This window comes from Hymenobacter setariae (assembly GCF_007713685.1).
GTDB classification, from domain to species: Bacteria; Bacteroidota; Bacteroidia; order Cytophagales; family Hymenobacteraceae; genus Hymenobacter; species Hymenobacter setariae.
In genome coordinates this window covers 15,570-31,092 of record NZ_VMRJ01000002.1, presented here as the reverse complement: position 1 = coordinate 31,092, position 15,523 = coordinate 15,570, and the positions used below count along the sequence as shown (strand labels likewise).

10 protein-coding genes are annotated in these 15,523 nt (G+C 60.4%); 5 read left to right on the top strand and 5 right to left on the bottom strand.

Annotated elements, in window-relative coordinates:
• Nucleotides 1–22: 22 nt before the first annotated feature.
• Nucleotides 23–2,062 (bottom strand): glycoside hydrolase domain-containing protein, encoded by a 2,040-nt coding sequence (locus tag FNT36_RS06710; protein WP_233635737.1) that lies wholly within the window; start codon nucleotides 2,060–2,062, stop codon nucleotides 23–25.
• A gap of 243 nt (nucleotides 2,063–2,305) precedes the next feature.
• A complete protein-coding gene (locus FNT36_RS06705; protein WP_144845735.1) occupies nucleotides 2,306–3,547 on the bottom strand; it encodes a YdcF family protein in 1,242 nt (413 codons plus the stop codon).
• Nucleotides 3,548–3,816: 269 nt separating this feature from the next.
• Here FNT36_RS06705 and FNT36_RS06700 point away from each other — a divergent pair, with 269 nt between their 5' ends.
• The 4 genes from FNT36_RS06700 to FNT36_RS06685 all read left to right on the top strand — a co-directional run bounded on the left by FNT36_RS06700 (nucleotide 3,817) and on the right by FNT36_RS06685 (nucleotide 10,751).
• Entirely contained in the window at nucleotides 3,817–4,683 is an 867-nt protein-coding gene (locus FNT36_RS06700) for a hypothetical protein (RefSeq protein WP_144845733.1), read from the top strand.
• Nucleotides 4,684–4,743: 60 nt separating this feature from the next.
• Nucleotides 4,744–8,088 (top strand): SusC/RagA family TonB-linked outer membrane protein, encoded by a 3,345-nt coding sequence (locus FNT36_RS06695; RefSeq protein ID WP_144845731.1) that lies wholly within the window; start codon nucleotides 4,744–4,746, stop codon nucleotides 8,086–8,088.
• Nucleotides 8,089–8,117: 29 nt separating this feature from the next.
• Nucleotides 8,118–9,692 carry a RagB/SusD family nutrient uptake outer membrane protein gene (locus FNT36_RS06690; protein WP_144845729.1) on the top strand — a complete coding sequence of 525 codons (1,575 nt, stop codon included), beginning with the start codon at nucleotides 8,118–8,120 and terminating at the stop codon, nucleotides 9,690–9,692.
• Nucleotides 9,693–9,845: 153 nt separating this feature from the next.
• The gene (locus FNT36_RS06685) at nucleotides 9,846–10,751 is read left to right on the top strand and encodes a glycerophosphodiester phosphodiesterase family protein (protein ID WP_144845727.1); all 906 of its coding nucleotides are present in this window, start codon (nucleotides 9,846–9,848) and stop codon (nucleotides 10,749–10,751) included.
• A 58-nt stretch (nucleotides 10,752–10,809) separates the two neighbouring features.
• Here the strand turns inward: FNT36_RS06685 and FNT36_RS06680 are convergent, their stop codons facing one another.
• Together FNT36_RS06680 and FNT36_RS06675 are read right to left on the bottom strand one after the other, a co-directional pair.
• Nucleotides 10,810–11,922: a type III polyketide synthase gene (locus tag FNT36_RS06680; RefSeq protein WP_144845725.1), complete on the bottom strand. Its 1,113-nt coding sequence runs from the start codon at nucleotides 11,920–11,922 to the stop codon at nucleotides 10,810–10,812.
• Between the two features lie 148 nt (nucleotides 11,923–12,070).
• Entirely contained in the window at nucleotides 12,071–13,225 is a 1,155-nt protein-coding gene (locus tag FNT36_RS06675; protein ID WP_233635736.1) for an NAD(P)/FAD-dependent oxidoreductase, read from the bottom strand.
• A gap of 176 nt (nucleotides 13,226–13,401) precedes the next feature.
• Between FNT36_RS06675 and FNT36_RS06670 the strand changes: the two genes are divergently transcribed.
• The gene (locus FNT36_RS06670; protein ID WP_233635735.1) at nucleotides 13,402–13,761 is read left to right on the top strand and encodes a T9SS type A sorting domain-containing protein; all 360 of its coding nucleotides are present in this window, start codon (nucleotides 13,402–13,404) and stop codon (nucleotides 13,759–13,761) included.
• A gap of 405 nt (nucleotides 13,762–14,166) precedes the next feature.
• Here FNT36_RS06670 and FNT36_RS06665 read toward each other — a convergent pair whose 3' ends face one another.
• Nucleotides 14,167–15,471 carry a sigma-54-dependent transcriptional regulator gene (locus FNT36_RS06665; protein ID WP_233635734.1) on the bottom strand — a complete coding sequence of 435 codons (1,305 nt, stop codon included), beginning with the start codon at nucleotides 15,469–15,471 and terminating at the stop codon, nucleotides 14,167–14,169.
• Nucleotides 15,472–15,523: the final 52 nt, after the last annotated feature.

Here is a 15,523-nt window from a genome sequence, read left to right as displayed (position 1 = left end):
TTATGGCCGGCAGGTACGGGCACTACTTTGCTTTAGCTGGAGCGTTGCTAGTTGGCTCGCCTGCTACCCAAAGCTGCTGCGTGCCCCAGGCCTTATTGGGCACATCGGCGGCCACAAACTCTAGCGTGCCACCAGCAGCTAGCTCTTGGTGCGTGAGCCAGTTGCGATTCAGCGGCTTGCCATTCAGCCGCGCCGCTTGAATGTACATGCGGTTTGGTCCATAGTTTTCCACCTTAATCGTGAGCGGCTTGCGCCCCCCCGTTTGCAGCGTAAGCTGCTGAAAGAGGGGTAGGTTGAGGTAGTACACCGGCTCGCCCACGCAGGCGGGAAGCAGCCCGCAGCCCGCGAGCACAAACCAGGCCGACATGGCGCCCGCGTCGTCGTCCATGGTGCGGAGGTAGGCCTGGGGCTGGTTTTGGTAGATGCGGCCCACGTAGGGGTCGATGCCGCGGCTATTGTCGTTGAAGTAGTGCTGCACCACCGTATCGACGGCTAGGTGGTGCACCAGCGCCTGCGAAAGCCAGGGCTGCCGGGTGGCGTTGTAGAGGGTAGGGGCCTGCAAGTCGGTTTCGTTGGCGTGGTTGTAGTAGTCGCCGCCAAAAAAGGCATCGAGTTGCTGCCGGAAGGCCGCCTCGCCGCCCATCAATTCCTGCAAGCCGCGAATGTCATAGGGCACATTCCAGCGGTACTGCCAGATGGTGCCTTGGTAGAGGCCACGGGCCGGGAGGCGGTCCACATCGGGCTTAGTCATGTCCTGGAAGTCCTTCTGCCAATAGCGTTTATAGTCCAGCGCTTTGGTGTGCCAGACTGCTGCTTCTTTAGACTCTTTTAGCCTACCTAGGATTTCGCCCAGTGCCCAGGCATCGTACGACGATTCGAGGGCTTTGTCGGGGTGCGAGTAGTCGAGGCGCCGGGCCTGGCTTACGAGTGAGTCGCGGATGCCGCGCAGGTCTACGGTGTAGCCTTTGCGGGCGGCATCGAGCAGCACTACGCTGGCGTGCTCGGTGCGCACTGTGGGCGAGGGCTCGTGCTGGGTCGCGTAGTCTTTTTTGCCGAAGCGATACAAGTTGGCGAGCGAGGTGGCGATGTCCTGAAACTCGGTAGGGTAGGCCAGCGACAGCAGCGGTAGCTGCGTGTGGTAATTGTCCCATATTGCCCAGCCATTGTAGACGGGGCGGGTGGAATGTTGCAACGAGCCATTGGTAGCCTGGTAGCGCCCATCGGGCTCCGACACCACGTAGGGCGATTGCAAGGTGCGGTACAGCAGCGAGTAAAACAGGCGCTCGCGGTCGGGCGCGCCCTGCACTTGCACACGGCCGAGCAGCGCATTCCAGGCCTGCGCGCTCGCCTGCCGCACCGCCGCAAAATCGGCGGCCGCCTGCTGCTTCAGCGTGGCCTGCGCATCGGCCAGGCTCACTGACGAAAAGGCCACGCGCACTTCCACATCGGGCGCGCCGGTGGTGGGTAGGCGGGCTACCAGTTTGTGCGCGCCCGCGGGCTCCCACTGCACTGGCTGGCTGGTTTCGAGGTAGTAATAAAGCCGGTAAGTGCCCGCGCCGCAGGTGGTGCCTGCTTCTAGCCAGCCGCTCAGCGTGTTGTCAGTCGTGGCGTGCTCCTCGTGCTTGAAGCCGTTGGCGAAAGAATAGCTGATGTCCATAAACAGCCCCCGCGCCCCGCTGGCCGGAAAGTGGTAGCGGTGCAGCCCGAAGCGCTGCGCCGCCGTTAGCTCGGCCCCAATGCCATTCTCAAACGTGACGCCGTAGTAGCCCGGCGTAGCGCGCTCAGTCTTCTTGAGTAGTGTAGTTTGCGCAGGGTCAGTACCCAGGAGGGGTTTCACGAGCAGGTTGCCGCCCGCGCCCTGGCAGCCTACCCCCTCAAAGCGCGTGTGCGTGAACCCTAGAAATGTGCGTGCTAGGTGCTCGTAGCCAGTGTGTAGATTGGGGTAGGTCTGCGGCCCCAAACTCAGCATACTAAACGGATAGGACGCGGCCGGCGACAGCTGCCCATGGTCGCCGGAAGAACCTAGGAATACATTGACTTGCTCGGCTGGGCTTTGGGCCAAGGCCGGGAGGGTAAGCCCGGCTACGAGGAAATAACCTAGATATCTCTTTATGCTACTAATCACGTGGCTGCTCAAGAAGGTGCTTGAAAAAACGATTTAGCTGATAAAATATCACCCGTCATGCTAGGCTAGCGAAGCGTCTTATCACTGCCGAATGACCTGCTTCAACAGGAAAAGATGCTTCGCAAGCTTAGCATGACAGGTGAGAAGTAATACTTGTGAACGACTCCTAAACCCCGGCCCCTAGGGGTCGAGTGGGTCAAATGGGTCGGGCTGCCTGGCTTCGGGTACAGGGTAGCAGCTATTTTCCGTTTCCGAAATACGCTCCAAGTCGCGATAGGGCACATAGCCTAGCTCGCGGCGGCAGCGCTCGGCCATGCCTAGGATGTAGCGACTCTGGGCCGCGTCGGTCACGATGAGCAGAGGCCGGCCCGCCGGAAACTTAGCAAATTCTAGTAGCCGGGCCGTGTTGCGTAGGTTGGTGGTGGTGTGGCGGGCGTGGGGCTCAATAAACACTGCCGCCGCGGGCACGCCTAGGTGTTCGACCAGGTACTTTTTCATCTCGACCGCCTCACAAACCGGCGTGCGAAACGGGTGCACGTGCCCGCCTGATACTACCACAAACGGCGCCTGCCCTGCTCGGTAGCGAGCCGCTGCCAACCGGCAACGCTGGGCCCCGGCCGAGTCAAGCGCCACGCCGGGCTGCTCGGGGCCGCTGCCGGGCACTAGTATCACAGTATAAGGGTAGCGCGCCCAGTCGGTGCGGGCTACAGCAGCGGTAGGGGCAGCATTGAGGCCGCCGGTCAGCGGCTCGTAGCGGGCGGCTTCGTCGCGGCCGTTAAGGCGCAGGGCACCTAGGGCTGCTTGCAGGGGCAAGGTGTAGAAAGCGGCGGTCTTGCTGGCCTTGGTGGGCAGCTGCTGGCGTAGCTGCGGCGCCAGCCCAGCATCGCCGCGTCGAAAGCTGATGGAGTCGATGGCCGGGTAACGCGGCTTGGCACTGGCCAGGTACACCCGCAAGATGCGGTTGATGCCCGCCGCGGCATCTTGCCAAGCTAGGCGCAGGGCTGCGGTGTCGGGTTGGCCAGCGTAGCGAGGGTAGGGTCCGGACTTGGCAAATAGTGGCCTTGCTCCCGCCCGAAAGGCCGCATTGCTGACATAAGCCTGCTGCAAAAGCTGACCTACCTGCTGGATTTCGCGCGGCTGCCACGCTAGTGAATCTGCGTAGCGCCGCAACGGTACTACTGCCTGGGCGAGGAGCGGTGCACTGCGCCGGGCCTGCCGCTGTGCCAGGCGTTGCAGCTCGGGCGATGCCCGCAACGCTTGCCGCAGGGCGGGTTTGGCCTCGAAAAGCGCTAGCAGCGGGAATGTTTTGGCCAGAATAATGGAATCGGTGCGGGCGGCAGTAGGCCGGGCGGCTGCGGGCTGCCCTATGCTGGCAAAGCTCAACAGCGAGCGGCACAGCAGTAGGAGTAAGCGCTGGGTCATGCAAAAAAAGGTGCGGTGAAGCGAACTGGTCTTCCAGCTTGCGATGAGCTAACCGCTTTCTACGGGTCCAGGCTGCACCAATCCTGGCTTTTTGACCCCTCCAACGCAAACATAATATCCCGGCAACACTGCTGTAAAGTGCTAGTAATTCTAGAAAACGTCCTTTGCAGTCGCAAAAACCGCCTAAACGCGCAGATGAAGTAGCGAGTAGCAACGGCACCTAGCACAAGCAGGCTGTGCAAGTGGTTACTCAAGTGTAGGGGTTGATTATGAATAAATTACTGCTACTAGGTATTGGCTTGACCAGCGCCCTTGCCCAGCCGACCTCGGTAGAGCTAGCCATCACGGCCACCTCCACGGCCAGCGCCCTAGGTGCCTGCCAGGGCGCCAGCTACCAGCAAGGGCGGCTGTACCTCTACGGCGACCGCGAGGTGGGCGTCATTCGGGCGTATCGGCCCGGAGCCGACTCGCTGACCTACCTAGGACAGGAAGTGAAGCTGACTGAAAAAGGCCAGGACGTCATCAACCACCCCACCGGCGTGGCTTGGAACGGCACCGGCCCCACCTTCATCGGCAACAGCATCCGGCTGAACGCCGAAGGCACCAAGTGGCGGGCCGTCATCTACGCCGTTGATTGGGCGGGCTTGCTGCAGGGCGGCACCCTCGACGGGCACCTGCTCAACACTATCGAGGACGATGCTTGCGTGCAGGGCACCCGCCCCGAGTACGTGCAGTCCCAAGGCAAGTGGTACGTGGCCACAGCCGACTACGGCCCTCAGGGCAACGAAGTGCGGCTCTATGACCCAGCTAAGCTAGCCAAGGCCCACAAGACCAGCGAGCCGGGCGTGCTGGTCAAAAAATTTACCTGCTCGCCCTGGGTGCAAAACCTGCTGTGGGTGTCCAGTAAGGGCACGCTGGTGCTCATCCAAAACCAGGAGCAAGGTCGCCGCTGGCGCTTCACGCTGCTCGATTTAAATCAGTCGCTGGCCGCTGGCCACGAAGTCGTGCGCCGAGTCATCGACGTGGACAAGGCCGACGAGCTGGAAGGTTTTACGCTGCTCGGCGATGTGGCCAAAGGGCTGGCCGTCACCTCCTCGCGCCGCGACAACGTGCACGCCGTGCGCCTGGCCTGGTAGCCACCTAGGGCACACCTACCGACTACTTTTTTCACCTCCAACAACTTGAGGGTTACAACTATGACGCAATACTCTACAACGCTACGCCGGTGGTTGGCGGGCCTGCTGCTGGCCGGTAGCTTGCCGGCGGCGCACGTGGCCCAAGCCGGCCGGCCGCTGCCGACGCGGGTGGCGCCGCAGGCCGTGCGTATCACGGGCACCATCACCGACGAGCAAAACCAGCCGGTGCCGGGCGCCAACGTGATTGAAAAACAAACCTCGAACGGTACCGCTGCCGATGGCACAGGCCGGTTCAGCATCGAGGTGAATCCCGGCGCGACGTTGGTGTTTTCGGCCATTGGCTTCGTAAGCCAGGAGGTGGTCGTGAGTACCCAAACCACCATCAACATCCAACTAAAAGGCAGCGCCAACGAGCTCAACGAAGTGGTGGCCGTAGGCTACCAAACCGCCCGCAAAAGCGACCTGACCGGTGCCGTAGCCGATGTGAAGGCCAAGGAACTGAACCTCGCGGCGCCCACCCTAGGGCAGGCCCTAGTGGGCAAGCTGGCCGGCGTGCAAGCCACCCAGGTGAGCGGCGCGCCCTACGTGAGCACCAAAATTCGGGTGCGGGGCGTGGGCTCCATCAACGCCAGCTCGGACCCGCTCTACGTGATTGACGGTTTCCCGGCCGCTAACGACGTGTTTATTAATCCCAATGACATTGAGAGTATCGACGTGCTGAAAGATGCCGCCTCGGCTGCCATCTACGGTTCGCGGGCATCGGGAGGGGTAGTGATTATCACCACCAAGCGCGGCAAGGAAGGCAAGGGCCGCGTCGATTACGAGTACCAATTCGGCATCAATCAACTGGCCAAGAAGGTAAAACTGCTCGACGCCAACGGCTTTGCGCAGCTGCTCATTGATGGGCGCAACAACACCTACCGCGACTTGGTGCAGAATAGCGGCAAGCCCTGGACCGACGCCATGTTTTCGGATGATAACGCCACGCGCATCGCGCGGGTGGGCAACGCCAGCTCGGTCAGCATCCCGACCGACATATATGACTTTGCTAACCAGAAGCTCATCACGCCCAAGTACAACACCGACTGGCAAAACGAACTATACCGTAACGCGCCCTTCAACCGCCACAACCTGACCTTCTCGGGCGGCAATGCCGGGCTGCGCTACCTCATTAGCGGCGATTACCAGCAGCAGCAAGGCATTATCGTAGCGACTAAGCAGGAGCGCATAAACTTTCGGGCCAACCTCGATGCTGAGCTGAGCAAGAAATTCCGCGTCAGTGGCAGCTTGTTCGTGACTTCGAACAGCAACCGCGAGGTGCAGGAAGGCCGCTTCAACCAGGGCCCCATCCTAGGGGCGCTAATTTACCCACCGACTTTCCGAGCCTACGACGACAACGGCAACCTGGCCAAGAATGAGGTGGCGGCCCAGCAGTCGGCCTATGGCTATCAGACCGTCGAAAACCCGGTGGCGCTGGCCGAGGAAACTAACATCACCCGCAAGGGTCTACGCGGCACCTATAACGGCACCGCCAGCTACGAAATCTTACCCGGTCTCATCGCCAAAGCCAACGTGGGCTTGCAGACCTACAACGAGAAGTACGAGTACTACCTGCCCACCAGCCTGAGCAGCGGCAACAACGCGCCCTATTCGCCGCAGGCCATCGCGGCGGCTACAGCTACTGCCCTGAACGTCAACACGCAGAATATCCTAGGGGAGTTCACGGCGACCTACACCAAGCAGTTTGGCAAGCATAACCTGAACGCCCTGGCCGGCTACACGGCCCAGCGCACGACCCTCGACCAGATTAGCGTGTCGGCTCAGGGTTTTCAGAATGATGCGGTGCAGGAAATCACGGCCAAAGGCGCCGACCCAACCAACTTCTACCAAAGCTCGGCCACCAGCAGCGTGGGCTTTACGGGCACCGGCAAGCAGGCCGAAACCCTGCTCTCGTACCTGGCGCGGGTGCAGTACAGCTACGACGAGCGCTACTACCTGACCGCCGCGTTCCGTACCGATGGCTCTTCGCGCTTCGGGCCCGAGAACCGCTACGGCAGCTTCCCCTCGCTGTCGGCGGGCTGGACCATCTCGAATGAGTCGTTCTACCGCGATATGGTGGGCGAATCATCCACGTTGCGCCTGCGCGGCAGCTGGGGCCTCACCGGCAATTACAACATTCCGCTCTACGGCTACCAGCAGACCATGGCCAGCCCCACCGGCGCCGTATTCGGGCCGGGCACCATCCAAACGGCCTTCTACGCCGGCGCGCTCAAAGACCAGCGCCTAGGTTGGGAATCGACCTCGCAGTTCAACCTAGGACTCGACGTAGGCTTGTTCAACAATCGCCTGCTGCTGATTTCCAACGTCTACCTCAGCCACTCTTACAACCTGCTGTTCAACCAGCCGATTTCGGCTATTTCGGGCACCACCAGCATCCTCACTAACCTACGCGACTCGCGTATTCGCAACCAGGGCCTAGAGTTTCAACTCGATGGCAAGGCCATTCAAACAGCTGATTTTAACCTGAGTCTGAGCGGCAACATATCCTTCAACCGCAACCTGGTGCAGGATATGGGTGGCGCTAATACCATCACGACGGCCGGCGCCGAGCGTTCGTACATCACCCACATCACGCAGGAAGGGCAGCCGGTGGGCATGTTCTACGGCTACCGGGTGGCGGGCATGGTGCGGCAGTCCGACGTAGATAACATTGCCGCCGACAATGCCGTGTACAACGCCGCTACTCAGTCGTTTCCGGCCGGCTACGTGCGTAAGGGCCCCGCCCGCTCTACAGCCTCCACCAACCCCCTGCGCCCCGGCGACCTATACTTTGAGGACGTGAATAACGACGGCGTGGTGAACGACGCCGACAAGCAAGTCATCGGCTCGCCCTACCCCAAGTTTAACTACGGTTTCTCGCTGACGGCCAACTACAAGGCCCTGGATTTCAACGCTGGCTTCAACGGCGTGTACGGCAACCAGGTGCTCGACGGGCAAGACTACTACGTGTACAACATGGAGGGCTCGGGCAATCAGTATGCCAACGTAGCCAACCGCTACCGCTCGGAAGCCGAACCCGGCGACGGCACGGTATTCCGGGCCTCACGCGGCGGCACCCAGAGCAACAGCACCCGCCTCTCGACCTTCTACTTGCAGAGCGGCTCGTTTCTGCGCTGCACCAACCTCACGCTGGGCTACAACCTGCCCGCCACTCTCCTCAGCAAGGTGCACGTGAGCGGCCTGCGGGTGTATGTCAACGCCAACAACGTCTTCACCATCACCAAATACAAGGGCTACAACCCTGAGGTAGACTACAACAACGGCGCCAACCTAGCCCCCGGCGTGGACTACGGCAAGTACCCGCTGGCGCGGGGCTACAACGTGGGCGTGCGCCTTTCCTTCTAGTCGTTCGTCATCATAGATAGCCATTATATATGCGTTTCTTAACTAATCGTTTACCCCACCTAGGGGCCCTAGGTCGGCCGGCCGCGCTGCTGAGCCTGGGCTTGGTCGGCAGCTTACTGCTGGCTTCGTGCAAGAAGGATTTTCTGGTCGAAAACAACCCCAACGCCGTAGCCGCCGACAACTACTATCGGTCGGAAAACGACGTGCTGCTGGCCCTCAACGGCGTGTACACGGCCCTGCGCGACAACAGTGGCCTGGCCGAGGGCAGTGACCTCTACGGTGAGCAGCGCTCGGACAATACTGGCACCAACGACAACCAGTCGAACGCCGGCGAACCGTTCCAATTCAACGCATTTTCGCTGCTGCCCAGCAACTCCTACCTCCAAAACCACTGGACGGCGCTGTACCAGATTATCACGCGGGCCAACTACATGCTGGCGGGCTCCGAAAAAGTGAATTTCGCCCAAGCCAGCACCAAGGCGCAGTACCAGGCCGAAGCCAAGTTCCTGCGGGCGCTCACGTACTTCAACCTGGTGCGCGAATGGGGCGATGTGCCGCTCGTGACCCAACCGCTCACTACCCCCGATGCCGTGGCGGCCAACACCTTCCGCGAGAAGAAGGAGAAGGTATACGCCCAAATAGTGACTGACCTCACGGATGTTATCGCCAGTCCGCTGCCCGATGCGCAGTCGGCAGCCAACACCGGGCGCGCTTCCAAAATCGCGGCCAATGCTCTCTTGGGGAAGGTGTACCTGACCATGGCCACCACCCTCGACCAAGCCAATCGCAGTGCCAACCTGACCCAAGCCAAGACCTACCTCACGACGGCTTACAGCAAGCGCACCTTCGGGCTGCTGAAGGAAATCTCGTACGCCGACGTGTTCGAAGTGGCCAAGAAAACGAACAATCCCGAGGCCATCTTCCGCATCGTGTACCGGCAGGGCGACATCAACTACTCGTCGCGCATCGCTGCTAACTACCAGGCCCAGGGCGAAATCATCAACTCGCTGCGCCCCAACACCGGGGTAGGCGGCAACGTGACGCCCGACCTCGTGCTCGACTACGAAACCGGCGACGTGCGCAAAGATTTCTCCATCAAGTACGCCAACGCGGCCGTGGTGAAAGACTACTTCATTACCAAGTACCGCGATGCCAGCGCCACCGCCGGCACCACCGGCTACGGTGGCAACGACTGGCTGCTGCTGCGCTACGCCGACGTGCTGCTGCTACTGGCCGAAACCAACCTCTACCTAGGCGACGAGGCCACCGCCATCAGCCAACTCGACCAAGTGCGCGAGCGTGCCGGCCTGCCGCGCTACGCCGTGGCTAGCGCCACGGCCAGCTACAGCGCCAAGTATCCCACCCTCAAGCTCGCCATCCTGCACGAGCGCCGGGTAGAACTGGCTTTCGAAAACCAGCGCTGGTTTGACTTGCAGCGCGCCTTCACGCCGCAGCAGCTGACCGACTACTTCCGGGCCAAAAGCCAAGCCAACTTCGGCATCGCCCAGCTCACCAACTTCGGCCTGAAGGACTATTACTACCCCATCCCGTTCAACGAGGCCAAGCTGAACCCCACGGGCATGTACCAGAACCCAGGGTACTAATAAGCTAATCGGCACCTGAGCGCCATGCGCGCGCATCACGTCTGCCATGCTGAGCTCTGCGAAGCATTTTCTCACGCTAGAGTTACTAATTCTAACCAGAGAAGATGCTTCGCAGAGCTCAGTATGACAGACTTAATTTTAGTAGTACCCCTTATGAAACAGTTTGTTCTGCCCTTCATCATTAGCCTGCTCCTAGGTGGCCCAGCACTAGCGCAGCGGCCGGTGCAGGCCATCATTCGCACGCTCAAAGACCCTAAGAGCAACCAAGTGTTGGTGGTGGCGCACCGCGCCGACTGGCGGAATGAGCCCGAAAATTCTATTCGTGGCATCGAATCGGCCATCAAGATGGGAGTGGATATGGTCGAAATCGACCTCAAGAAGTCGAAGGATGGTGTGCTCATCCTGATGCACGACAACCTGCTCGACCGCACCACCACTGGTAAAGGCCGCCCAGCCGACTATACCTGGGCCGAGTTGCAGCAATTCACCCTCAAAAACCAGCATGGTGGTCCCACCCGGCAGCGTATCGCGAGCTTCGAGCAATGCATGCTGGCGGCCAAGGGCCGCGTGATGGTAAACATCGACAAAGGCTACGACTACTTCCAAGAAGCCTACGACGTGCTAGTGAAAACCGGCACCGTAGACCACGCGGTTATCAAATCGGCCTACCCCTACGAAAAAGTGAAGGCCGAGCACGGCGCTTTGCTCACCAGCCAGCTGCTGTATATGCCCATTGTGGATTTGCACAAGCCCGAGGCCGCCGCCTTGCTTCGCGAGTACGAAACCAAGCTCAGGCCCGTAGCCTACGAGCTGAACTTCCCCACCGATAGCGTGCTACTGCACTCGGCCTACCAGACCATTCCCACCACCGGTTCTAAAATTTGGTACAATAGCCTGTGGGCGAGCCTAGACGCTGGCCACGACGACGAGCGCAGCCTCGAAGAAAACCAACCTGCCGACGGCTGGGGCTGGCTGCTAGCCCATGGTGCCACGCTCATCCAAACCGACCGCCCCGCCGAGCTGCTCGCCTACTTGCGCCAACATAAGCGGCACCGCTAGCAGCTTGCAGAAAAGGGTAGAGCGGCTTAGGAGAAGCGTCAGAAAATCTTTCAAGCAATTATGCGCACACTTCTAGCAGCATGGCTTCTAGGGTGAGCCCTGGCCCGAAGGCGCAGCTAAGCACGGGCGCCCCGTTATCGGCGGGTGTGGCGGCGGCTAGCAGTTCGCGCAGCACAAACAGCACCGTGGCCGAAGACATATTGCCGTAGTCGCGTAGCACTTGGTAGGCAAAGCGGTTGTCGGCCTTGCTGAGCCCTAGGGCCTGCTCAATGGCTTCCAGTATCTTACGGCCACCAGGGTGCAGCGCAAACTGCCGAATGTCGGCCAATTGTACCGGTAGCTCGTGCAATAGCCCGGCAATCAATTGCCCGATGCCCCGCTCAATGAGCGCTGGCACATAGCCCGACAGCGTCATTTCGAAGCCCGTGTCGCCGATGTGCCAGGCCATATCTCGGGTGCCCTTGGGCTCGAGGCCGCAGTGAAAGGCCTGCATAGCTAGATAGGGGGCCGGGCCGGGCAGCGGCTGCCCCAGCACCAGGGTGGCCGCTGCCCCGTCGCTAAACAACGCGTTGCTCACGATATGGTCTTCGGCGTGGCTTTTCTGGAAGTGCAGCGTGCACAGCTCCACGCTCACTACCAGCACGCGCGCGGCGGGGTCGGCCCGCACAATGCCGTCGGCTAGCCGCAAGGCATTCACGGCCGCGTAGCAGCCCATAAAATTGACGCAGGTGCGGCGCACGCTGGGGCGCAGCCCTAGGGCCTGCACCAGCTCAATATCGAGCCCTGGCGCGTACATACCCGTGCAGCTCACCGTAATGAGGTGCGTGAGGCTATCGGCCGCCACGCCCGGCGCTTGGCGCAAGGAGTCTTGCGCCGCGGCTAGGGCCAGCGGCAGCGCCTCGCGCCGATAGGCCGCCATGCGAGGGCTCACGCTCGGAAAGGGCTCAAGCCCCGGCGTGTTTGGGAAAAACTCGTAGTCGCCTAGGGTGCGCCCGTAGTCGGGGAGCACCGAGTACCGATGCTCGATGCCCGACACCCGGTACAGCGCCCGCAGCTTGCGCGCTCCTGAGTCATCTAGCTCCAGCGCCCGCGCCATAAAATCGGCAATGACGGGCTGGGCCAGGCGGTAGGTGGGGAGGGCGGTGCCGATGGCACCCAGGTAGCTGGGCATTCAGAATAACAGTTAATCGGTAGGGGTTAGGGAGTAATCGGCTGTGGATAAGGAATTAACCAGTAACCGCTAACAAGTAACCATTCGCAGAAGCTTTACTTACGCAACCTAGGGGATTTCGGGAAGCTAATCTCCAAATAATGTACCTTCAGAAAGGTTTGCCGTGGGTTTGGCGCATGAGGGCGCGTACGGCGGCCGGCCAGTAGCGCAGGCCCCCCACTACTAGCTCGCTCAGCATGGGCCCGCCAAATAGGCGCTGCACGGCTCGCCCCACCCGCAGCCGTGCCCCGAAGGTGCGGTGCCAAGTCTGGGCATACATCGCCTCTAAGGCCGGCCTAGGTAGCTCCCCCCGCAAAAACTGGTCGGCTAGCGGCGCGGCTAGCGCGGCCCCGTGCAGCGCCATCGCCATGCCATTGCCACACAGCGGCGTAATGAGCCCGGCCGCATCGCCGAGCAGCAGCAGGTGCTGCTCTACGGGCTGCTTAGGGGCAAATGAGATTTCATTGATAACCTCGGGCTGGGCATACAGCCGCTCGGCATGCTGCAAGATGTCGGCCAAGTGCGGGTTTTGGGCTAGCACGCCCGCCTCTAGGGCCGCAATGGTGCCCCCGCTGCGCTTGAGGTTATCGCGGGTGGTGAGGTAGCAAAAGCACAGCTTGTCTTCTTCGATGGCCGAAATGCCGGCGTAGCCGTCCCGAAAATTGTGCAGTTCAATGACGTCTCGTGCAAAGCCCGGCAAGCGCAAATGGTGCTTGACACCGAGGTAGGGCGAGCGCTGCGCAAAAAACGGCCGGCCCAGCTGCCGGTCGAGCGCACTGCGCTTGCCATAGGCGCCTAGCACCAGCCGGGCCGTAAGCTGGCGGCCATCGGCCAACGTCAGGGTGTGGCGGCCTAGGGGGGCGTCAAAGGTGACATCGGCCACCGTAGCGGGCAGCACAAACTCCACACCGCGCGCCAGCGCCAGCCGGTACAAGTAGTCGTCGAGCCGGTAGCGGCTCACCCCAAAGCCGCCTAGGTCGAGCGGGCTATCTAGCACGCACCCAGCCGGTGACGATAATCGGAACTTTGTGAGGCTGGCCGGCTCTAGCGGTGCCGGGTCGGCTCCGAGCCGGCGCAGGTAGGGGCCCACTTCATGGCTCACGTACTCGCCGCACACCCGGTGAAAGGGATACTGCTTGCGCTCTACTACCAGCACCCGATGCCCACGCCCAGCCAGGTCGAGGGCCGCGGCCAATCCCGCTAGCCCGCCACCAATTAGTACCACATCGGCCGTGTCAGAAATAAAATTTTGGGATGATGGCACTGGATAAACTGGGTTAAACTTGCTTGCTAGCGTTATATTGCATTTTAGGGTAGTTTATATAGGCAAGTTGCTGTACTTTTGTAAAACCAAATTCATAGCTAGCCGTAACTTTAATCCCACCCAGCTAAGCTATTCTGGTTGATATCGCTATGAAAAAACGAGTACTATTTTGTGGTATGCTGTTAGCGAGCCTAGGGCTGCTGCGCGGTAGCCTCGCGCTGCCCGCCGAGGCAGCTCCGATGCCCGCTGTGCATCACCAAGCCGTTACGGGCCGTGTAACGGAGGAGCGCACCCTGGTAGTTTATCCGAACCCTAGCACTGGTATCATTCACCTTACCATTAGCGGCCTCGAAGGTCGGCGTGCCGAAGTTAGCGTGCTCAACGTGATTGGTACCGTGATGTACCGCGAAACGCTAAGCGAGTTGAATGAACACGCCACTAAAACATTAGACCTAAGCAAGTTTGCTAACGGGTTATATTATGTCAAGCTAGAGGCTGATAATTCTAGCCAGCTTTGCAAACTCATTATTCGCTAATGGTTGCCAGGCGGCAGCCCCGAAGTCCTAAAACAAGAAAAGCAGCCTAGAATAGGCTGCTTTTCTTGTTTTAGGACTTCGGCAACAAGCTAGCGCGCTGCTACCGGAGCCGGAGTTACTAAGTTACGTACTCGGCGGGCCGTTTCGAGAGCAAGAATGGCAGTGGCCGCAATAAGGCCGAAAAGCAAAAACCACATACTAAAGTCTGGTAAAGGATAAGAAATATATGCGCTTCACCGCAGCGAGGCAGCATCTACAAACTTAACTCAAGAATGCCAGTCAAGGTTAGTGTAAAATTAAGGCATTTAAGCAGTAAGGCTTCTTAAAAGGAGCTGTCTACCAAAAAGAAGCACTACTGCTATCTAGTACAACACTCAAAATAAAGCTGAGCGCTACCAAAGCTGGTTAATCTTGCGGTAACCGCAGGTGGCCACTTTGCAAGAGCCGGTACATGGTAGAGCGCCCGATGCGCAGGCGGCTAGCGGCCGCCACCACGTCGCCCTGCGTTTGAAGCAGCGCATTTTGCATAATAGCCAGCGTCTGCTCGCGGAGGGAGGGCATGGTGCCAGTGGTAGTGGGCATGGCGCTAGCATCGCGCCCAGTAGCTGGCGCCTGCAGAGGTGGCAGGTCGGCGGCAACAATATGGGCACCATCGGCTAGCACAGCCGCCAGCTCCACCACCGCCTTTAGCTCGCGCACATTGCCCGGGAAGGGGTAGGCTAGCAAGCGCCGCTTGGCTTCGGCATCGAAGCTGCGGATGGGTAGCCGGTTGGCGTGGCTGAAGTTTTGCACAAAGTGGTCGGCCAGCAGTAGCCGGTCGTTGCCGCGGGCGCGCAAGGGCGGCAACTCGATGGGCAGCCCTAGCAAGCGATAGTAAAGGTCTTCGCGAAAGCGCCCGGCACGCGCCTCGGCGGCTAGGTCGCGGTGTGTAGCTACCACCAGCCGCACATCGAAAGGCACGGGCTTGGAGCCACCTACGCGGGTTACTACGCGCTCTTGCAGCACGCGCAGCAGCTTGGCTTGCAGCGGCAGCTCTAGGTCGCCTATCTCATCCAGAAACAAGGTGCCGCCATTGGCTGCCTCAAAATGGCCCACGCGACGGGCCGTAGCACCTGTAAAAGCACCTTTCTCGTGGCCAAACAGCTCGCTCTCAAGCAGCTCGCGCGGAATGGCTGCCATGTTCACGGCTACGAAGGGCTGGCTGGCTCGGCTCGACTGCGCATGTATAGCCTGCGCTACTAGTTCTTTGCCCGTGCCCGTTTCGCCAGTTATCGACACAGTGATAACGGTGCGTGCAGCTTTTGCAATAAGCTCGCGCACGCGCTGCATGCTGGCGTGCTCACCTAGGAGTAGGCTGGCGGCCTCGGGGCAAGTGCCTTTGGGGCTGGGCGGCGTAGCCCGGGGCTGGCAAGTTTGGGCCAGCAACTGCCATAGGCGGTCGGGCGTGCTGGCATCCTTCACGAGGTAGTCCGAAGCGCCGTGGCGCATCAGTTCTACAGCCGTGCTGATATCCGATTGACTCGAAATAAGAAAAAGGCCAGTTTGCGGAAGCTGTTCGCGCAGCTGGCGCACGGCCCGGTGCACGGCAGCATCAGGAGTAGGGCCGCAGTCATAGATGATGGCTTCGGGTTGCTCACCCTCCTGAGCACTACCTAAGGCTAGCGCAATAGTTGGAAAACGCCGGATACGGTAATCTGGATTGCGGCCCAATTGATGGCTAAGCAAATTACTGTATGCTTCATTGTTTCCTAGTAGCCATATT